Source organism: Bradyrhizobium sp. STM 3566 (assembly GCF_045571445.1).
Classification (GTDB): Bacteria; Pseudomonadota; Alphaproteobacteria; order Rhizobiales; family Xanthobacteraceae; genus Bradyrhizobium; species Bradyrhizobium vignae.
In genome coordinates this window covers 1,311,634-1,331,833 of record NZ_CP120692.1, presented here as the reverse complement: position 1 = coordinate 1,331,833, position 20,200 = coordinate 1,311,634, and the positions used below count along the sequence as shown (strand labels likewise).

16 protein-coding genes are annotated in these 20,200 nt (G+C 65.3%); 6 read left to right on the top strand and 10 right to left on the bottom strand.

The window, feature by feature from the left end; genetic code table 11:
- Window positions 1-145: 145 nt before the first annotated feature.
- The gene (locus P6U27_RS06385; protein ID WP_122401136.1) at window positions 146-607 is read right to left on the bottom strand and encodes an Lrp/AsnC ligand binding domain-containing protein; all 462 of its coding nucleotides are present in this window, start codon (window positions 605-607) and stop codon (window positions 146-148) included.
- A gap of 114 nt (window positions 608-721) precedes the next feature.
- On the opposite strand from P6U27_RS06385, the gene putA reads away from it, so the two are divergent.
- The 3 genes from putA to P6U27_RS06370 all read left to right on the top strand — a co-directional run bounded on the left by putA (window position 722) and on the right by P6U27_RS06370 (window position 5,846).
- Entirely contained in the window at window positions 722-3,721 is a 3,000-nt protein-coding gene (gene putA / locus P6U27_RS06380; protein ID WP_122401135.1) for a bifunctional proline dehydrogenase/L-glutamate gamma-semialdehyde dehydrogenase PutA, read from the top strand.
- Between the two features lie 115 nt (window positions 3,722-3,836).
- Window positions 3,837-5,042, top strand: coding sequence for a CaiB/BaiF CoA-transferase family protein (locus tag P6U27_RS06375; protein WP_122401134.1), 1,206 nt, complete (start codon window positions 3,837-3,839; stop codon window positions 5,040-5,042).
- A gap of 156 nt (window positions 5,043-5,198) precedes the next feature.
- The gene (locus P6U27_RS06370) at window positions 5,199-5,846 is read left to right on the top strand and encodes a glutathione S-transferase family protein (RefSeq protein WP_122401133.1); all 648 of its coding nucleotides are present in this window, start codon (window positions 5,199-5,201) and stop codon (window positions 5,844-5,846) included.
- Window positions 5,847-5,894: 48 nt separating this feature from the next.
- Here P6U27_RS06370 and P6U27_RS06365 read toward each other — a convergent pair whose 3' ends face one another.
- The 6 genes from P6U27_RS06365 to P6U27_RS06340 form a co-directional block, all read right to left on the bottom strand.
- Complete coding sequence (locus tag P6U27_RS06365; protein ID WP_174221549.1) at window positions 5,895-6,059, bottom strand: hypothetical protein; 165 nt, start codon at window positions 6,057-6,059, stop codon at window positions 5,895-5,897.
- 93 nt (window positions 6,060-6,152) lie between these two features.
- A complete protein-coding gene (locus P6U27_RS06360) occupies window positions 6,153-7,691 on the bottom strand; it encodes a hypothetical protein (protein ID WP_122401132.1) in 1,539 nt (512 codons plus the stop codon).
- 94 nt (window positions 7,692-7,785) lie between these two features.
- Window positions 7,786-8,757, bottom strand: coding sequence for a hypothetical protein (locus tag P6U27_RS06355; RefSeq protein WP_162500548.1), 972 nt, complete (start codon window positions 8,755-8,757; stop codon window positions 7,786-7,788).
- A gap of 313 nt (window positions 8,758-9,070) precedes the next feature.
- The gene (locus P6U27_RS06350) at window positions 9,071-9,568 is read right to left on the bottom strand and encodes a TPM domain-containing protein (RefSeq protein ID WP_407193741.1); all 498 of its coding nucleotides are present in this window, start codon (window positions 9,566-9,568) and stop codon (window positions 9,071-9,073) included.
- Between the two features lie 5 nt (window positions 9,569-9,573).
- Window positions 9,574-10,488 carry a YgcG family protein gene (locus tag P6U27_RS06345; protein ID WP_122401129.1) on the bottom strand — a complete coding sequence of 305 codons (915 nt, stop codon included), beginning with the start codon at window positions 10,486-10,488 and terminating at the stop codon, window positions 9,574-9,576.
- A 133-nt stretch (window positions 10,489-10,621) separates the two neighbouring features.
- Window positions 10,622-11,230 carry a LemA family protein gene (locus P6U27_RS06340; protein WP_122401128.1) on the bottom strand — a complete coding sequence of 203 codons (609 nt, stop codon included), beginning with the start codon at window positions 11,228-11,230 and terminating at the stop codon, window positions 10,622-10,624.
- Window positions 11,231-11,477: 247 nt separating this feature from the next.
- On the opposite strand from P6U27_RS06340, the gene P6U27_RS06335 reads away from it, so the two are divergent.
- Genes P6U27_RS06335 through P6U27_RS06325 form a run of 3 tightly spaced genes read left to right on the top strand, consistent with a single transcriptional unit; the run spans window position 11,478 to window position 14,689 of the window.
- A complete protein-coding gene (locus tag P6U27_RS06335) occupies window positions 11,478-12,332 on the top strand; it encodes an enoyl-CoA hydratase (RefSeq protein ID WP_162500135.1) in 855 nt (284 codons plus the stop codon).
- Window positions 12,333-12,337: 5 nt separating this feature from the next.
- Entirely contained in the window at window positions 12,338-13,477 is a 1,140-nt protein-coding gene (locus P6U27_RS06330; RefSeq protein ID WP_122401126.1) for an acyl-CoA dehydrogenase family protein, read from the top strand.
- Window positions 13,478-13,492: 15 nt separating this feature from the next.
- A complete protein-coding gene (locus tag P6U27_RS06325; RefSeq protein ID WP_407193740.1) occupies window positions 13,493-14,689 on the top strand; it encodes an acyl-CoA dehydrogenase family protein in 1,197 nt (398 codons plus the stop codon).
- Between the two features lie 537 nt (window positions 14,690-15,226).
- On the opposite strand, the gene P6U27_RS06320 is transcribed toward P6U27_RS06325, so the two are convergent.
- The 3 genes from P6U27_RS06320 to P6U27_RS06310 all read right to left on the bottom strand — a co-directional run bounded on the left by P6U27_RS06320 (window position 15,227) and on the right by P6U27_RS06310 (window position 20,042).
- Window positions 15,227-16,393, bottom strand: coding sequence for an IS110 family transposase (locus P6U27_RS06320; protein WP_122406387.1), 1,167 nt, complete (start codon window positions 16,391-16,393; stop codon window positions 15,227-15,229).
- Between the two features lie 113 nt (window positions 16,394-16,506).
- On the bottom strand, window positions 16,507-18,831 hold the full coding sequence (locus P6U27_RS06315) for a xanthine dehydrogenase family protein molybdopterin-binding subunit (protein WP_122401124.1): 2,325 nt from the start codon (window positions 18,829-18,831) through the stop codon (window positions 16,507-16,509).
- A 125-nt stretch (window positions 18,832-18,956) separates the two neighbouring features.
- Window positions 18,957-20,042 carry a S1C family serine protease gene (locus P6U27_RS06310; protein ID WP_407193739.1) on the bottom strand — a complete coding sequence of 362 codons (1,086 nt, stop codon included), beginning with the start codon at window positions 20,040-20,042 and terminating at the stop codon, window positions 18,957-18,959.
- Window positions 20,043-20,200 lie beyond the last annotated feature (158 nt).

Sequence of the window (20,200 nt, the reverse complement as noted above, 5' to 3'; positions counted from 1 at the left end):
CCGGATCTGTCCGGGAGCGGGCCAAAAAATTTAAGAAGACGGCCGGTGCATTCGACGACAGGCGTTGCGATTGCACGAGGATAACTATTTTTCCTGCAAAGACCGCCTTTCCGACTACAGCAATGACAATCGCGACAGCACTGCGCTAACCCACCGGCAATGGTGCGTCGCGCTTGATCTCCTCCATCACCGCATAGGTCCGCGTCTCGCGCACGCCCGGCATCGACAGCAGGGTCTCGCCGAGAAAGCGTCGATAGGCGGTCATGTCCGCAAGCCGCGCCTTCACAAGATAGTCGAAGCCGCCGGCAACCATGTGACACTCCAGCACCTCGGGCGCGAGCTTCACCGCGCGCGCAAAGCGCTCGAAATTGTCGGGTGTGGTCTTGTCGAGCAGCACCTCGACGAACACGAGCAAGCCGAGGCCGAGCCGGTGCGGATTGAGCCGCGCGCCATAGCCCTCGACGAACCCCTCGCGCTGCAAGCGCTTCAGCCGCTCGCCGATCGAGGTCGGCGAGAGGCCAATGCGCTCGGCGAGCTCGACATTGGCGATGCGCCCGTCCTCTTGCAAAATCGAGAGGATTCTCCGGTCGATGCGATCAAGTTCCATATCTTACGAGGCTTAATGGTGAATGATCTTCATTTTCTAAGGCAAATCGGCTAAATTGTCTATCGAACTACGGTCATGCGGGCTTTATCCTGAATTTCAGCCACAGGACACGCCATGCCGAACATCCCGCCGCCCTTCACTGCTCCCTACGCCCCTGACGACGCCGACATTGCTGCGCGCCTGTTGCCATCGGCCCATCTGAGCCCTCCGCAGGATGCGCGGATCGACCGCGCCGCGACGCGGTTGATCGAGGCGATCCGCAAGCGCGACGACCGCCTCGGCGGGATCGAGGATATGCTGCGGGAGTTCGCGCTCTCGACCAAGGAGGGGCTCGCGCTGATGGTGCTGGCGGAAGCGCTGCTGCGCGTGCCCGATGCCCGGACCGCCGACCAGTTCATCGAGGACAAGCTCGGCGAGGGCGACTTCATCCACCACGAGACCAAGTCCACCGCGTTCCTGGTCAACGCCTCGGCCTGGGCGCTCGGCCTGTCGGCGCGGGTGATCCAGCCCGGCGAGACGCCCGACGGCACCATAGGCCGGCTGGTGAAGCGTCTGGGCGCACCGGCGGTGCGCACCGCCACGCGCCAGGCGATGCGGCTGATGGGCAATCATTTCGTGCTGGGCGAAACCATCGAGCAGGCGCTGGAGCGGGCCCGGCCGCGCTCGGGCCAGAAGCCGCGCTATTCCTTCGACATGCTTGGCGAAGGCGCGCGCACGGCGGCGGACGCCAGGCGCTATTTCGACGCCTATGCCAGTGCCATCGAGACGATCGGCAAAGCGGCTGGCAACCATCCCCTGCCCGACCGACCCGGGATCTCGGTAAAACTTTCGGCGCTGCATCCGCGCTTCGAGGCGATCAGCCGCGCGCGCGTAATGGCCGAACTGGTGCCGCAACTGCTGGACCTCGCGCAGCGCGCCAAAGCCCACGACCTCAACTTCACCGTCGACGCTGAGGAGGCCGACCGGCTGGAGCTGTCGCTCGACGTGATCGCAGCGACGCTCGCCGATGCCTCACTTGCCGGCTGGGACGGATTTGGCCTGGCGATCCAAGCCTATCAGAAGCGCGCCAGCGCGATGATCGACTATGTCGATGCGCTGGCGCGTGCGCATGACCGCAAGCTGATGGTCCGGCTGGTCAAGGGCGCCTATTGGGATACCGAGATCAAGCGCGCGCAGGAGCGCGGCCTCGACGGCTATCCCGTGTTCACGCGCAAGGCGATGACGGATCTCAACTACGTCGCCTGCGCCTCGAAACTCTTGAGCCTGCGGCCGCGCATCTTCCCGCAATTCGCCACCCACAATGCGCTGACGGTCGCGACCGTGCTGGAGCTTGCCGCTGACAGCGGCGGATTCGAATTCCAGCGCCTGCACGGCATGGGCGAAGCGCTCTACGAGCAGCTTGCCGAGGATCACCCAGACATCGCCTACCGCACCTATGCGCCCGTGGGCAGCCATCGCGACCTGCTCGCCTATCTGGTGCGACGGCTGCTGGAGAACGGCGCCAACTCCTCGTTCGTGGCGCAGGCCGCCGATTATCGCGTGCCGGTTTCGGCGCTGCTGCAGCGCCCGGCGGATGCCGTCGGCCGACCGCAACAGGCCGCTCATCCCAGGATTCCGTTGCCGGCAGATCTGTTCGCGCCGGAGCGGCGCAATTCGCGCGGCATCGAATTCGGTGAGCGTGCCGCGCTCGACCGGCTGCTGGCCGACGTCAAGGCGGAAGCAGCCGATCTCAAGTCCGTCACCAACGCGACGCCGGATCAGGCCAACGCGGCGGTAGCCGCTGCGCGCGCGGGCTTCGCCAGTTGGAGCCGGGCGCCGGCGGGCGCACGCGCGGCAGCGCTGGAGCAGGCCGCGCATCTGTTGGAGTGCCGGGGTGCCCGTTTCATCACGCTGTTGCAAAGCGAGGGCGGCAAGACGCTGGACGACGCGCTGTCGGAGCTGCGCGAGGCCGCGGACTTCTGCCGCTACTACGCCGCGCAGGGCCGCAAGCTGTTCGGGAACGATGCCGCCATGCCGGGCCCGACCGGCGAGAGCAACGCGCTTAGCCTGCGCGGCCGCGGCGTGTTCGTGGCGATCTCGCCGTGGAACTTTCCACTGGCGATCTTCCTCGGCCAGGTCACGGCGGCGCTGATGGCCGGCAACAGCGTGGTCGCAAAACCCGCCGAGCAGACCCCGCGCATCGCACATGAGGCCGTCGCGCTGCTGCACGAGGCCGGCATCCCCAGGAGCGCGCTGCATCTCGTCACCGGCGACGGCCGTATCGGGGCGGTGCTGACCGCACACCAGGACATCGCCGGCGTCGTCTTCACCGGTTCGACCGAGGTCGCCCGCAGCATCAATCGGACGCTCGCGGGCAAGGACGGGCCGATCGTGCCGCTGATCGCAGAGACCGGCGGCATCAACGCCATGATCGCGGACGCGACCGCACTGCCCGAGCAGGTCGCCGACGATGTCGTCACCTCCGCGTTCCGCTCCGCCGGCCAGCGCTGCTCGGCGCTGCGGCTCTTGTTCGTGCAGGAGGATGTCGCCGACCGCATGATCGAGATGATCGCGGGCGCCGCGCGCGAGCTCAAGATCGGCGATCCCTCTGACGTCGCGACGCATGTCGGGCCGGTGATCGACACGGAGGCAAAGCAGCGCCTCGATGCGCATATCGCGCGGATGAAGCGCGAGGCGCGGCTGCACTTTGCAGGCCAGGCGCCGGAGGGCTGCTTCGTCGCGCCGCACATCTTCGAGCTCAAGGAGGCCGGTCAGCTCACCGAGGAGGTCTTCGGGCCGATCCTGCATGTCGTGCGCTATCGCGCCGAGAACCTCGCGCGCGTGTTGCAGGCCATCGAGCGCACCGGCTACGGGCTCACCCTCGGCGTGCACTCCCGCATCGACGATACGGTCGAGGCCATCATCGACCGCGTCCACGTCGGCAACATCTACGTCAACCGCAACATGATCGGCGCCGTGGTCGGCGTGCAGCCGTTCGGCGGCAACGGACTGTCCGGAACCGGCCCCAAGGCCGGCGGCCCGCACTACCTCGCGCGCTTCGCCACCGAGCAGACGGTGACGATCAACACGGCTGCAGCGGGCGGCAATGCGGCACTGCTTGCGGGGGAGGAGTGAGGCCCTGCGCCCGGCGCCGTTGCATCCCGTCGAAACATCGGTCTAATGCTCCCATCACTGGCCTGCGCCAATTCCAGCGCGCGGGAAACAACAGGAGCGAGGGAGCAACGCCGCGATGGACAAGGGCATTTTTGCGGGGCTGAAGGTTCTGGACTGCGCGAGCTTCATCGCAGCGCCCGCGGCCGCGACCGTGCTGTCGGATTTCGGCGCCGATGTCATCAAGATCGAGCCGCCCGGCACCGGCGACCCCTACCGCAATCTGCCCAACCTGCCGGGTTATCCGACCGGCGAGCACAATTTCGCCTGGCTCTTGGAGGCTCGCAACAAGAAGAGCATCGCGCTCGACCTCGCAAAACCCCAGGCGCAGGCCGTGCTCTACAAGCTGGTGGCGGAAGCCGACGTCTTCATCACCAACATGCCGCCGCCGGTGCGCGCCAAGCTCGGCATCACCTACGACCATCTCGCCCATCTCAACGATCGGCTGATCTATGCCTCCTTCACCGGCTATGGCGAGAAGGGCGAGGAAGCCAACAAGCCCGGCTTCGACAGCAACGCCTATTGGGCGCGCTCCGGCCTGATGGACCTCGTCCGCGCCGACACCGACACCACGCCGGCGCGCTCGGTCGCCGGCATGGGCGATCATCCCTGCGCCATGGCGTTCTACGGGGCCATCGTCACTGCGCTCTATCAGCGCGAGAAGACCGGCAAGGGTTCACACGTCGCCTCCAACCTGATGGCGAACGGGGTGTGGGCGGCAAGCGTGCTGGCCCAGGCAAAGCTCTGCGGCTCCAAGTTCGGCGAGCGACGACCGCGCGAGCGCGCGCTCAATGCGGTCGCCAATCACTATCAGTGCAAGGACGGCCGCTGGCTGATCCTGTCGCTGCTGAACGAGGAGAAGCAGTTTCCGACGCTGGCGCGCTGCCTCGGGCGCGAGGATCTGATCGACGATCCCCGCTTCGCCACCAAGGCCGACCGCCACGCCCGCTCGGTCGAGCTGATCAAGATCCTGGACGAGACCTTCGCCACCAGGGATCTCGCCGAATGGCGCAAGATTCTCGACGGCAATGGCCTCGTGTTCGGTGTCGTCGCCATTCTGGACGACATCCCGAACGACAAGCAGATGCTCGACAACGAGGTGCTGGTGCCGTTCGAGAACGACACCATGCTGACCATCAACAGCCCGATCTGGATCGACGGCGCCAAGAAGGTGCAGCCGCGCAAGCCGCCCGCCGTCGGCGAGCACAGTGACGAGATCTTGCGCGAGGCGGGATACGACGAGGCGACGATCAAGACGCTGAGGTCGTCGGGGGCGGTTGGTTAGGAGCGCGTCGCTCCAACCCCGTCATTGCGAGCGCAGCGAAGCAAATCCAGAGTGTCTCCGCGGACGCATTGCTGGATTTGCTTCGCTGTGCTCGCAATGACGGTGAGGGACTATCTCGCTATAACAATCGGCAACACACCGATGCCGCGAGGTCCCATGCCCAGCTACCGCCTGCACTACTTCCCTGAATCCGGCAACAGCTACAAGCTGGCGCTGATGCTCACGCTTTGCGGCGAGACGTTCGAGCCGGTCTGGACCGATTTCGCCGGCGGCGTTACGCGCACGGCGGAGTGGCGCCGGAACGTGAACGAGATGGGCGAGATTCCCGTGCTCGAGATCGACGGCGCGAAGATGACGCAGACCGCGCCGCTGCTGCTGAGACTGGCCGAGCAATACGGCCGCTTCGCCGCCGAGACGGAGGACGAGAAGTTCGAGCTGCTGCGCTGGCTGTTCTGGGACAACCACAAGCTCACCGGCTACATGGCGACCTATCGCTTCATGCGCGCCTTCACCGAAAAGAGCGATTCTCAGGTGCTGAAGCATTTTCGCCGGCGACTCGAGGATTTCCTCGGCATCCTCGACGGGCACCTCCAGCACAATGAATTCGCGATCGGTGCGAAGCCGACGGTCGCCGACATCTCGATGATGGCCTATCTGCACTATCCGAGCGACGAGCACGGCTTTGATTTCGCGCAGAGCCATCCGGCCGTTCATGCCTGGCTCGGCCGCATGGCCGCGCTGCCAGGCTGGAAGCCGGCCTATGAGCTATTGCCGGGCAAACGGATGACGAATTACGCGAAGTGAGGCTTCTTCTTTTCCCTCTCCCCGCATGCGGGCAGAGGCGAAGAAAAGCTACCTCAGCGACAGCCAGCCGAGCGTGAACAGGATCCCGCCGACGATGACGGCCACCGCAACCGCCCAGGTGCTGACGCGGATGCTGCCGGTGATCTGCTTGGCTTCTTCATTCCGCGCAATCTCGCGATTGCGCTCCTTGTTGGCTTGCCTCGTATCCGCCATGAACCATCCGAATCGCTTCTAGTTCTATCTTGCGCGTGATCTTTTCGGAAAACCGCTACACACTTTGCGCTGGCCTCCGGGTCGGATCACGCGCTAACGCGTCTTGATGAAGCACATGCCGATGCGGCGCGAGGCCGCGGCAGCCTGACAGGTGAGACCGTTAGCACAGCTCCATGACGTAAAACTCTCATCCCGCGTTCCCGATCCCGCGTCTTGCAGGGAACAATGCGCGCCCCAGCCGTCCTGATATTCGGTGCCGGCGAGCTCGCTTCCGCCGCGGGTCTGCGGCCGGCTGGCAAATCCGCGTGAGAAATCGGGGTGTTTTCCGGCCGCGAACGCGGTCAGGATGTCGCGGCGGCGGAGCTGATCGCCGAAGAAATGCGGCGAGGCCGGCACGATGGTGGAATTCGATGGCTTGTCAGCAAGCCAATCGACGCCCGGAAAATGGAATCCGCCGATGCCGCGGGTCTGATGGCAGCCGGCGCAGGTGACGTCGTTGAGACGGCGCTGGAAGCCTGCGACCGAGCGGACATTCTGCATGTCGACGCCGCGTGCCGCCGCCTGCTTCAGCGCGCTGACCACGTCATTGTCGGTGAAGACGCCATCGCCTTTGCCCTCTCCTTGCATCATGCCGAACTCCGGCTGCAAGGCCGAGGCATCGAGGCCGGCGGGGGTCGGTACCACCGCAGCCTTGGCCAGGAATTTCTCCGGGATCAGCACGGTGCCACGATCGAACTCGCGAAGATGATCGGGCGCGAGCAGCCAGGTCTTGAAGTCGCGCCGCAGCACGTCGTCAGCAAGAATCCGGTCGCGGTCGATCTGGTTCTCCAGTGTCGATTCCTCGAAGGTCTTGCCGGCAGCGTCGTACTTGAACACCTTGAGCAGATAGTCGGAGCGGAAATCGTGCAGCGTCGATTTCGGTGCGACCGAGACCTGAATGTTGGTCTCGATGCGGTCGAGCATGGCGTCGTGAGGCGGGAGGCGGCTGCCGATCAAATCTTGCCAGTCGGCATTGTCGAGCCAGCGCCGCGCGACATCGGCGCAGCTGATCGACTTGCCGTTCCCGTCCGTCTGGCGCACATCGCGCGCCTTCATCACGAGGTTGAACGTCATCGGCAGGCGCGTTGCGGTCTTGCCGCCATCCGGCCCGCTGTCGAAACGCGTAAGACGATAGATCAGCCGGATCTCGCCGCAGGACCCTTCAGAGACATAGGCACGGTCCATGCGATTGACGATCCCGGCCAGCACGAAGCGCGTGTCGTGCGATCTCAGATTGGCGAGGTCGAACAGTTGCGCATCAAAACCCTCGCCGACGCCGATGGTCTCGCCCGGATATGTCGCCTTGTACCGCGCGATGTAGCGCTCGAACTCCGCATCGATAGCCGGCACGATCTCCTTCAGCTGCGGCAGAGACACGAACATCAGCTCAGTCGTGAGCGGGACGTCCGCGTTCCGCTCCGGCGATAGCAGACGTGGGATCGTCAGCGTATTGTTCTGGTCGAGCTTGCGCAGGAGATCGGGATCGGTGATCGCGATGCCGCGCGTCAGCGCAGTGTTCTCCGCTGCGAAGAGCGAAACGACACCGCCCAGCAATGCGACGGCAGCAACGAGAATTCGCAGCGCGCGGCTCATGCCTCAGGTAACACCGCGCAGGGACGCCTATTCAAGCAAAAAAGGCGCCTCACAGGGTGGTGAAGCGCCTCTGCGACGGTCGAATATCGAATGTTCAGCGCGCGACGATCAGGCCCCTGCTGGTGACGACCACCCAGCGGCCGTCCTGGCGGCGAATTGCATCGACGCGGCCGACCCCGGGTATGGGGTCGCCGGGATAGACCTCGTAGATGCCGTAGCGGCCCTCGATCAGCGCACCGCCGTTGCCGGCGTTGCGCAGCCGCCAGCCCTCGACCGTCGGGAGACGTCCAATCTCGGTCTTGGGCGCGGCGGGAGCGGGAGCCGGTGCGGCCGCAGCAGTCGCGAGCTGGGTCGGCGCGATCGAGCCGGTGGTCTCCTTGGCCGGTGCGGCCGTGGCTTGCGCAGGTGCGGCGGGCGGAGTCGCGCGGAGCTTGTCGACGGTCTCAGACAGCTTGGCGATCTTGGCCAGCGGCTCGGCCTGCGCCTTTTCGAGCTTGTCGAGGCGCTCGTTGGTCCGGCTCAACTGGCTGACTCCGGTCTTCGAGCTCTGCTCGACATTGGCCTTCAGTGCGACGAGATCGGCATCGATCCGGGCGACGGACGCATCCAGCGCGCTGGTATCGGCGACCTGTACTGGCGCCTGGGCCGGGGATGCGAAATGCATCATGCCGGCGGTCGCGAGCGCACCGCTGATCGCGCCGACGCCGGCGGCAATCGCCACCGCGGCAGCCATGGCCGAGAGGCGGCGCTTGCTACCGGTTTCGCGCGGCTCGTCCGCCTTCACATGCGGAGCGAACTCCTCGCGCTCCCAGGTGCGGTCGGCAGGCGACATGACGATGAGCTTGCCGAGCTTCGGCTCGGGATTGGCTTCGGTCTTAGCTTCGAACTTCGGCACCTCGATCCGCGGCGGCTCCACCTTCGGGGCTTCCGCCTTGACCGGATCCGGCTTGGGCGGCGCCTCGTGGTCGGGGGCAATCGAGGGGGCCTCGATACCGGCGGCAGCCTCGACGGCCTGCGGCGCTGCGGCGTCGACAGCACCGGAATCCTGGGCAGCCTGCTCGGGCAATGGTTCGCTCACGGCTCAAATACTCCAGTCTCGGTTGACCTTTTGGTAACTTTCATTGCTTGCGAAATCCTTACCTTCGGATCCGCTTACCGAAATTTTAGGAACTCATCCGGGGCCGAATTAGGCCGGGAAAATGGAACCGGTGTGGCGGGCGTGAAACAGTTTGTAATCGGGGCAAGATGAATGGCGGCGCAACGGCCGGGCCGTCGCGTTCGCGGCGCGCTGAAGAAGCGGGCGCTTCAGTGCGACGGCGAGAGAGTTAACGCGTCCGCTGCGTCCACATCGTCATTGCGTGTGGGGCGTCAGCCGGCATTCACATCACCACCGGCGCATCCGGCAGCTCGTTCGGATGCGGGCCGCCCGGCGGGAAATGGCGCGCCAGTTCGCGCGACACCGCCTCGATGCCGGCGATCACACCGCGTTCGAACTGGCCCGATCTGAAATCGGCCTCCATCGCCTGGCAGATGGTCTCCCAGCCCTCGGCGCCAACCTTCGCGTCGATGCCGCGGTCGGCGATGATCTCGACGTCGCGGTCGGCGAGCAGGAGATAGATGAGGACGCCGTTGTTGTGCGCGGTGTCCCAGATGCGCAAGTGCGAGAACACGTCGAGCGCACGCTCGCGCGCCGGCTGGTTGCGGAACAGGGGGCCGCCGTCGAGCGCGCCTTCGACCACGAAGCGGATCTGGCCGGAATGGGAGGCTTCGCCGCGCTCGATCGCCTGCTCGATGCGTTCGAGCACGGTTCGCGGAAAAATCTGCTTCGCCCGCCAATGATGCTGCACGAGATGTCGGGCAATGCGCTTGATGCTCATGACTGCTACCAGCTCCCCGAGGCGCCGCCGCCGCCGAAGCTGCCGCCTCCGCCGCTGAAACCGCCACCGTCGCTCGACGATGATCCGCTGCTCCAGCCGCCGGACGAGGAGCCGCTCGACCAGGAGCCGCCGCGCGAGCGGCCTGTCGCCGATCCCACCCCCAACAGATCCGCGATGAAGGTCAGGATGGCGCCGAGCACACCGGCGCCGAGGCCAATCACGGCAGACTCCAGCACGAACCAGGCGAGGACGCCGACGATGACTCCGGCCACCACCGAACCCAACAGACGCCCGAACATGGCGCGCAGAAATCCGCCCACGACGAGGGGGCCGAACAATACGAAGTAAAACAGCGGCTCGATGTCGTTCCAGCTGCCGAAATTCACGCTGCGCGAGGGCGTCGGCAGCGGCTCGCCGTCGATCACGCGGATCATGCGATCGACGCCCGCCGAGATGCCACCTGAAAAATCGCCGCTGCGAAATTTCGGCGTGATGTCCTCGTCGATGATGCGCCGCGAGGTGACATCGGTGAGCGCGCCTTCGAGGCCGTAGCCGACCTCGATGCGCAAATGCCGGTCGTTCTTGGCGACGACGAGGATCGCGCCGTCATCGACCTTCTTGCGCCCGATCTTCCAGACCTCCGCGACGCGGATCGAGAATTGCTCGATCGTTTCCGGCTCCGTCGTCGGCACGATCAGGACGGCGATCTGGCTGCCCTTGCGGTTCTCGAACTCGCGCAATTTTTGCGACAACGAGGCGATGTCGCTGCTGGAGAGCGTGCCGGTCTGATCGACGACGCGGCCGGTGAGTTGGGGGACGGCGACGTCGGCGCGGGTGGGGAATGCGAGGGTGAGAAGCAGTGCGATGGCGAGGACCAGTGCGGCGACCAACGAATACGCCCGCCACATTCGCGCTGTCATCGCCCGCGCAGGCGGGCGATCCAGTATTCCAGAGGCCGCGCTGCTCGAGCCGTGAAGCCGCGGCGTACTGGATTCCCCGCTTTCGCGGGGAATGACAGTGGAGTGTGGGGCCCGCATCGGAAGCCGAACGCAGCTACTTCGACGGCGCTGGTGACGGATTGAAATCCACCTTCGGCGCGGTCGAGATCGCCTTCTCGTTCTCGACCGAGAAGTTCGGCTTCTCCTTGTAACCGAACGCCAGCGCGGTGAGGTTGGTCGGGAAGGAGCGGATGGTGACGTTATACTCCTGCACTGCCTTGATGTAGCGGTTGCGCGCCACCGTGATGCGGTTCTCTGTGCCCTCCAACTGGGACATCAGGTCCCTGAACAAGGCATCGGACTTCAGCTGCGGATAGTTCTCGGTGACGACCAGGAGACGCGACAGCGCGCTGGAGAGCTCGCCCTGGGCGGCCTGGAATTTCTGGAAGGCGGCGGGATCATTCAGCACCTCCGGCGTTGCCTGGATGCTGCCGACCTTGGCCCGGGCATTGGTGACACCGAGCAGCACGTCCTTCTCCTGCTGCGCAAAGCCCTTCACCGAGTTGACGAGATTGGGCACGAGATCGGCGCGGCGCTGATACTGGTTCACGACCTCGGACCAGTTGGCTTTGATCTGCTCGTCCTCGGTCTGGATCGCGTTGTAGCCGCAATTGGTCAGGCTGAGCGAGGCCAGCGCCGCCAGCACGGTCAGGATCTTGCGCATCAAATTTCTCCCGGTGGAATCCTGTGATTCAATATCAGATAGCGATCACACGATGCCAGCTTCCCGCGTCATTCCGGGGCGCGAAGCGAACCCGGAATCTCGAGATTCCGGGTCTGGTCCTCCGGACCATCCCGGAATGACTGCGGCGAATGGGGCACCCCAGCCGACTGACGCAAGCCCCTTGCCTATCGCAGGCGGTCATAGTCAACTCCGGCAAAACAAAAGCGGAAACGCCAGGAGGAGCGCGATGTCCTCGTTCGAGACCATTCTCGTGGAGCGGCCGGAGCCGGCCATCGTCCGTGTCGTGATGAACCGGCCCGAGGCGCGCAACGCCCAGAACCTGCAGATGACCTACGACCTCAACGCCGCTTTCGATGCAGCGGTGCAGGACGACGCGGTCAAGGTGATCATCCTCGCCGGTGCGGGTCCGCACTTCTCGTCCGGCCATGACCTGCGTCCGGGCGGCAAGAACGCCGCAGGCGTCGATTTCCCGCCGATCGGAAATTGGGGCGGCTTCGCCGAACCCAACGCGCATGGCCGCTTCGCGCGCGAGCAGGAAATATATCTCCAGATCACGCGGCGCTGGCGCAACCTCGCCAAGCCGACCATTGCCGAGGTGCACGGCAAGTGCATCGCCGGCGGTCTCATGCTGGCCTGGGCCTGCGACCTCATCGTCGCCAGCGACGATGCGCAGTTCTGCGATCCCGTCGTCACCATGGGCGTCTGCGGCGTCGAGTGGTTCGTGCATCCCTGGGAGCTCGGGCCGCGCAAGGCCAAGGAGTTCCTGTTCACCGCCGACAGCTGGAGCGCGCAGGACGCGCATCAGCTCGGTATGGTCAACCAGGTCGTGCCGCGCGCCGAGCTGTCATCGCGGGTGCTGGAGCTGGCGCGCCGGATCGCGACAAAGCCCTCCTTCGCGCTGAAACTGACCAAGGAGGCGGTCAACCGCTCGGTCGACGTGATGGGCCAGCCCGCCGCGATCGACCAGGCCTTCGCGCTGCATCAGCTCTGTCACGCGCATAATCTCCAGGAGTTCGGCATGATCGTCGATCCCTCCGGCCTGCATCCCTCCGTGCGCAAGCCGCCGACGGCCGCGGAGTAGACGCAATGGACCTGAATCTCAGCGACGAGCAGAAATTGCTGCGCGGGAGCGTGGAGCGGTTCGTGGCCGAAAGCTACGATGCCGATCACCGCCGCAGAATCGCGAATGATCCGCTCGGCTTCAGCCCTTTGGTGTGGAAACAGTTCGCCGACCTCGGCTGGCTGGCGTTGCCCCTTCCCGAAGAATTCGGCGGTCTCGGCGGCGGCGCGGTCGAGATCGGTATTCTGATGGAAGCCTTTGGCCGCGGGCTCGTGTCGGAGCCCTATGTAGCGACCGTGGTGCTCGGGGCCGCGCTGATCGCCAGATGCGGCACCACGAAGCAAAAGCAGGCGAGCCTGCCCAAGATAGCGGACGGATCATTGAAGCTCGCCTTGGCGCATTCCGAGCGCGCGGCCCGGTTCGATCTTGCCAAGGTCACGACCAGCGCCACCAAGACGTCGCAAGGCTGGCGCCTCGCCGGCAGCAAGATCGCCGTGCTCGACGGACATGCCGCCGACGAGATCATCGTCTCCGCCCATATCCACGATCACCGGGGGCCGTCGGGGCGGATCGGCCTGTTCCTCGTGCAGGCGACGACGCCGGGCCTCGTCATCAACGATTATCCGCGTCTTGGCGGCGGACGTGCCTGCAACATCGAGCTGTTCGACGCGCATCTGCCGGAGGATGCCCTGCTCGGCGACGGCAGCGATGCGCTGCCGGCGATCGAATGGGCAGTCGATCGTGCCATGGCCGCGCTGGGTGCCGAAGCTGTCGGCATCATGCAGACGCTGCTCGACACCACGCTCGAATACACCAAGATTCGAAAGCAATTCGGCCGGCCGCTCTCGGCCAACCAGGTGATCCGCCACCGTCTCGCCGACATGGCGATGCAGGTGGACGAGGCACGCTCGATGGCGCTGCGGGCCGCGTTGAAGGTGGATGCTGCGCCGATCGAGCGTGCCCGGGCGGCGTCGGGCGCGAAAGCCAAGATCGGCAAATGCGCGCGCTTCGTCGGTGAGCAGTCGATCCAGCTTCACGGTGGCATGGGCGTCACCGAGGAGCTCGAGGTCGGCGCCTATTTCAAGCGGCTGGTCGCATTCGACACGCTGTTCGGCGGCAGCGCGCATCATTATGCCCGCCACGCCGAACTTGGCCGCAGGGCCTGACACCGGGAGAGCCTCATGGACCTGTCGTTCAATGTCGAGGAGCGTGCCTTCCAGGACGAGGTGCGCGGCTTCATTGCAAAGAATCTCACCGAGGAGATGAAGCGCGCGACCGCGCTGACGCCGTCGGTGTTCTCCGATCCTGATATCGGCATGGCCTGGCAGCGCGCGCTGCACCGGCAGGGCTGGGGCGCGCCGGGCTGGCCGGTCGAATATGGCGGTCCCAATTGGACGCCGGCACAGCGCTGGATCTTCGAGACCGAATGCGCGTGGGCCGGCGTGCCGAACGTCAACGTGATGGGCGTGAAGATGGTCGGGCCCGTCATCATCGGCTTCGGCAGCCCCGAGCAGAAGAACTTATACCTGCCGCGGATTCTCTCCGGCGAGGATTATTGGTGCCAGGGTTATTCCGAGCCGGGCTCCGGCTCCGATCTGTCCTCGCTGAAGACGCGCGCGGTCCGCGACGGCGACGACTACATCATCAACGGCACCAAGATCTGGACCACGCATGCCCATCACGCCAACCGCATGTTCGCACTGGTGCGCACCAGCGACGGGCCGCGGCAGCAGGACGGCATCAGCTTCATCCTGATCGACATGAAGACGCCGGGCATCACGACGCGCCCCATCCTCACCATCGGCGGCGACCACGAGGTCAACCAGGTGTTCTTCGACGACGTCCGCGTGCCCGTCGCCAATCGCGTCGGCGAGGAAGGCAAGGGCTGGACCTACGGCAAATATCTGCTTGAGTTCGAGCGCGGCGCCGGCATCGCCTCCGCCAAGCTGCGCGAGGGCCTGAAGGCGATCGCGGATCTCGCCTGCTCCGACCTCACGGGCCGCGCAATCGACAGTCCCGACATCGCGACGCGGATCTCCGAGGTGGAGGTCGATATCGACGCGCTGGAAATGACCGAGTTGCGCGTGCTCTCGGCGCTGCAGACCGGGCAAAATCCCGGCGCGGTGTCGTCGATCCTGAAGCTGCGCAACAGCGAGATCCGCCAGGCCGTGACGCGGCTGGGCGCCGACGTGATCGGCCACGATGCGCTCGCAGTCGAGCCGATGCGCCCGCTCTACAAGCTCAACCACGAGCCGGCGACACCTGAGGAAATGCTGACGGTGATGCCTGAATATCTCAACGGCCGCGCCTACACGATCTTCGGCGGCACCTCGGAAATCCAGCGCGATATTATTGCGAAGATGATGCTCGGGATTTGATGGCTGCGGCCCTCTCCACCGTCATTGCGAGGAGCCCTTCGAAGCAATCCAGAACTGCCGCTGCGGAAAGATCCTGGATTGCTCACATGGGGATTTGGTGTGTCAAGGCGGTTTGTTCAGCTCTTTGTTCGATTGCAGGCCAGCTCTTCGTCCCGACCGTGGAGCACGTAGGATGGCGCGCGCAGATCGAGTCAAGGTCGGCCCGTAGGGCCGTCGCGAAGCGACTTGGCCTTGACTCGAGCGAGCACGCCATCAGGCTTTGGCAGTCGGGGCAGCGGGCGGATAACTCCTTTTCGTCAGGCGATCCAAGGGTCGAGCCGGTTTTTGCAATCTGGTTTGCTTGCCAGATCAAACTCACATTCGGTCGCTGCGCGGCGGCGGCTGCACCAACATTCCGCTTGCGGCGGGCAGGCTCGAGAGGACGAGACCATTCTTCGTTACGGCGTTTGAAGCCATGCAATCCATCGGTTCGTCCACCCGGATCGGCCGAGGCTGATCAATCTCGGCGGATTGGCTTTGAGGCTGAGGAGCGTGGTGTCAGGCGGCGGCCTTTATCTCGGCTCCCTCGATCACCACGCCCGCGGTCACGTACTTCCAGAGGGCCACGAGCAGCTTGCGCGCGAGCGCCACGATCGCGCGCTTGCGGCCGCGTTGGCTGTGCACCTTGAACCACTGGGTCAAAGCCGATTGAGGCTGGTGGCGTACCCAGAGCCAGGCGAGCTGGATCATCGTGGTTCTCAGGCGCGGATTGCCAGCCTTCGACACGCCTTGCTCGCGCTCGATGCCGCCACTGCGCCATGGCGTGGCTGCAAGGCCGGCATAGGATGCAATCTGGCGGCGGTTGGCGAACTGCCGGTAAAAGGCCTCCGACCAGAGAACGGCCGTGAAGTTCGGGCCCAGGCTCTTCAGTTCGAGCAGCATTGCCACCGGGTTCGATACGGTCTTCTCCCCCGCCGCCTTGCTCGCGGCCAGCAACGCATCCTGCTCGCGCTCCACCGCCGTGATCTGGTCGAGCAGCAGTTCGAGCCGGTCGAGTTCGCGGCTGATCTGCGCCTTCAGATGCGCCAGCAAGGCGCGCCCGTCGCCCGTCCGCAAGGCCTCCAGCCGCTTCCGCCGGTCTCGCCGCAGCGGCGCGTAGTCGAAGATCCCTTGCGCGAACAGAAGACCCTTGATCCGGTTCACATGCTCGATCCGCTCCGCGATCAAGGTCTCTCGCTCGCGGCACAGCCTACGGCGGTCCTCCTCTGCCGGAGAGGGCGCAACGACCATGGCGCAGACCCGTACCTCGCCGCGCTTGTAGGCCAGCAGCGTCCGCAACAGCGTCTCGCCATCCAGCCGGTCCGTCTTGGCCCGCCGGCGCCGGCGCGGCGTCGCAATCGAGGCCGGATCGACTACGTGGCTCTCGATGCCTTCCTGCTGCAGGGCGCGGTGAAGCCAGAACCCGTCCAGCCCCGCCTCCTGGATCGTGATGAGCGGATAGCTCTCACCCGTTCGCGCCTGCGCCTTGCGCTTCAGCTCCGCAAACAGCTTCAACAGTTCCGAAAGCTCGCCGGCCTTCATGCTGCGTTTGGACATCTTCTCGCCCTTGCAGGGCGACAGCGAAGTGACCAGCCATGTCGAACGGCTCAGTTCCAATGACACAAAAATTGCGCCAAACTGCGTGCGGATAGCGGCCAGTCCGTCGGAAGGATGATCGAGCAACATCGTCGTCTCCAGGTTGAATGGATTCAGCAACCCTCAGTCTGGCCTCAGACCTGGTCGCTATCCACTCCCCATGGAATCTTCGCTGCGCTCGCAATGACGGTGCCCTTGAAGGCTTACCCCGCCGCCTTCGCATCCCGGATCGCCTGCCAGATCTTCTGCGGCGTCAGGGGCGTGTTGAGCTGGGTGATGCCGAGATCGGCGAGCGCGTCCATCACGCCGTTGGTGACGCAAGGAGGGCCGCCGATCGCGCCGGATTCGCCGCAGCCCTTGGCGCCGAGCGGATTGGTGCGGCAGGGCGCCGAATCGTCGAGCGTCACCACGATCGGCGGAACGTCGTCGGCGCGCGGGATGCAGTAATCCTGGTAGCTCGCGGTGAGGAGCTGGCCGTCGGCGTCGTAGGACACGCCTTCATACAGCGCCTGGCCGATCCCTTGCGCGACGCCGCCATGGATCTGGCCGGTGACCAGCATCGGGTTCACGGCGATACCGACGTCATCGACCGTGGTGTAGCGCACGACCTTGGAGACGCCGGTCTCGGGATCGATCTCGACCTCGCAGATATGCGTGCCGTTGGGCCAGCTCGGACCATCGACCTCGCCTTCGGAATCGACGCTGAGCTTGGCGCCGCGCTCCTTCTCGGCGAGATCGAACAGGCTGATGCGGCGGTCGGTGCCGACCACGGTGAGCATGCCGCCCTGATATTCGATGTCCTCGACCGAGGTCTCCAGCACGTTGGCCGCTTTCTCGCGCGCCTTCTGGATCAGGTCGTTGGAGGAGACCGCGACCGCCGTGCCGCCGACGAACAGCGAGCGCGAGCCGACACTGCCGAAGCCCATGGCGAGATCGGTGTCACCCTGGACGACGTCGATCTTGTCCATGGGAATGCCGAGCGAGTCGGAGATCATCTGGGTGTAGGTGGTCTGCAGCCCCTGCCCCATCGCCATGGTGCCGGAATGCAGCACGACGCGCCCCTGAGAGGTCGCGTGCAGGCTGACCTTCTCGGTGTGGGCGCGGCCGCCGGTCCACTCGATGTAGGAGGTGAGCCCGCGGCCGTAGAGCAGGCCCTTCTTCTTCGCCGCCTTCTTGCGCGCGGCAAAGCCGTCCCAGTCGGCGAGCTTGACGGCACGGTCGAGCATGTGGGCGAAGGCGCCGGAATCGTAGACCTGGCCGGCGGCATTGGTGTAGGGCAGCTGCGCCGGCTTGATGTAGTTCGCTTTCCGGATCGCGCGCGGATCCATGCCGATTTTTCGTGCGGCCGCGTCAAACAGGCGCTCGACGATGAAGACGGCTTCGGGTCGGCCGGCGCCGCGATAGGCACCGACCGGCGCGGTGTGGGTCATCACCGTCTTCACTTCGAAATGCACCAGCGGCAGATCGTAGACGCCGGTCTGCACGAAGGGCCCGAGCACCAGCGGAATGATGTTGGCCGCGCCCGAGGAATAGGCGCCGGTACAGCCGATCGACTTGACACGATAGGCCAGCACTTTGCCTTTCTCGTCCAGCGCGAACGAGGCCGTCGAGGTGAGATCGCGGCCATGGGTGCCGCCGACAAACTCGTCGGTGCGATCGCCGCGCCAGCGGATCTTCTTGTTCAACTTGGTCGCGGCATAGGCGACGATGCCGTCTTCCGGATAGAGGTTGGTCTTCTGGCCAAAGCCGCCGCCGATGTCGCCGACCAGCACGCGCACGCTGTCCTTGGGACGCTTGAGCACGGCTTCCGCCAGCACGTCGCGGGTCGAGGCCGGGGTCTGCGACTGCACGTGCAGGAGGAGACGGCCGGACTTCCTGTCGATCTCGGCAATGGTCGAGCGCGGCTCCATCGCGGAAGGAACGAGGCGCTGGCTGACGATGTCGAGCTCGACCGTGTGCGCGGCCTTGGCAAAGGCCTCGTCGACCCTGGCGGCGTCGCCATAGCTCATCGCGCCGACGATGTTGTCGGGTGCCTCCGGCCACACCACGGGCGCGCCGGGCTTCACGGCTTCGACGGGATCGACCACCGCGGGCTGCACGTCGTATTCGACCACGATCGCCTCGGCGGCGCTCTGCGCCTCCACGCGCGATGAAGCCACCACCGCGGCCACGGCCTCGCCGGCATGGCGCACGACCTCGTGGGCGAGCAGCCGGCGCGGCGGCACTGTCATCGGCTTGCCATCGGGGCGCTTGAAGATGTTCAACGTCGGGATGCTGCCGATGTCGTCCTTGACGAGGTCCGCGCCGGTGTAGATCGCGGTGACGCCGGGCATTGCGGCCGCGGCGCTGGTGTCGATCGAGACGATCTTGGCGTGGGCATGCGGCGAACGCAGCACGTGCAACCACAGCGCGCCGTCTTCCGGCTTGTCGTCGATGAACTGTCCCTTCCCGGTGAGCAGCCTGAGGTCTTCCAAACGCTTGACGGGTTGCCCCGCTCCGAAACGCAAATTGCCGGGAAGAATGTTCATTCCGTTATGTCCTCGAAATCCGGAAAACGACCGCGGCGGTTTTAACCGATTTTGCGGGTCAGACAACCGAGCCCCGGCGCATCTGCAATGCGCGTCAGAGCCCCTTGCAGGCGCGGATTGGCCCGCTAAGACCTGTCGATATCGATGATGCTTACGTTCACATCACGGGTATCCGAGCCGCGCTTGACCGTGAGCCGAACGGTCTTTCCGGCCCCGGACAGCTCAAGCGCATCGGTCAGGTCGGAGAGGCGTCGCACCGGCTTGCCGTCGGCCGCGGTGATGATGTCTCCGACCGCTCCGGTCGAAAAGTTGACACCACGAATTCCCGCGCGCTCGGCAGGACTGCCGGGAGCGGTCCGGACCACGATCACCCCTTCGACACCAAGCCGCGTCGACACATCCTCGCTGGCGGCCACGATGCCGATACCGGGTGTCGGCACCCGGCCGTTGCGGATGAGCTCGGGCACGATCCGGTTCACGATATCGACCGGCACCGCGAAGCCGATGCCGGCGTTGGAACCCGACGGCGATATGATCGCGGTCGTGACGCCGATCAGCCGGCCGGCAGAATCCAGCAGCGGTCCGCCTGAATTGCCCGGATTGATCGCGGCGTCCGTCTGGATGACATTGGCAATCTCCCGGCCGCCATGAGTCGGGAGCCTGCGCTTGAGCGCGCTGATGATGCCGCTGGTCATCGATTGATCCAGCCCGAAGGGGTTACCGATCGCAAAGGCGGATTGCCCGACCTTCAGGTCGCTCGAGCTGCCGAGCGCCACCGGCGGAGGCAGTTCGCGCACACTGCGGATCCGCAGCACCGCAAGATCGTAATTGGGTGCCGTGCCGACCAGATCGACCTGGGCCACCTCTCCCGACGCAAAACGCACGGCGATTTCCTCGCCATTGGCCACGACATGATTGTTCGTCACGAGATGGCCCTCACGGTCCCAGACGAATCCCGTGCCGGAAGCGCCGCCCTGGGCTTCCTCGCCGATCAGCGGATTGGCCGCCGATTTCGCCGCCACCTGGACGACCGAGGGAGACACGCGTTCGAAGATGTCGATGGTGGCCTTTTCGGCCTCGGACAACGGCCCGCGCTGCTCGATGGCTCGCGCGGCAGGCGTGGTCCACGGCACATGCTGGATCTTCGCGGCGGTGACCACGACGAGCAGAGCGGCCAAAACTGCCGCGGCAATTCCGTAGCGACGATTCATGGGTGATCACTGCGTGTGCTGAAGACCATGCTCGGAATGCAGATACATAAGCTGGCGGACCTCGCTCACGCAGCAACGTCCCAAGCGGATGGAAGTTTCCCGGTCAGGCAGATGGGGAACGGCTTGGCTCTTGGCAGGCGTCCGAGGACATATTGCCG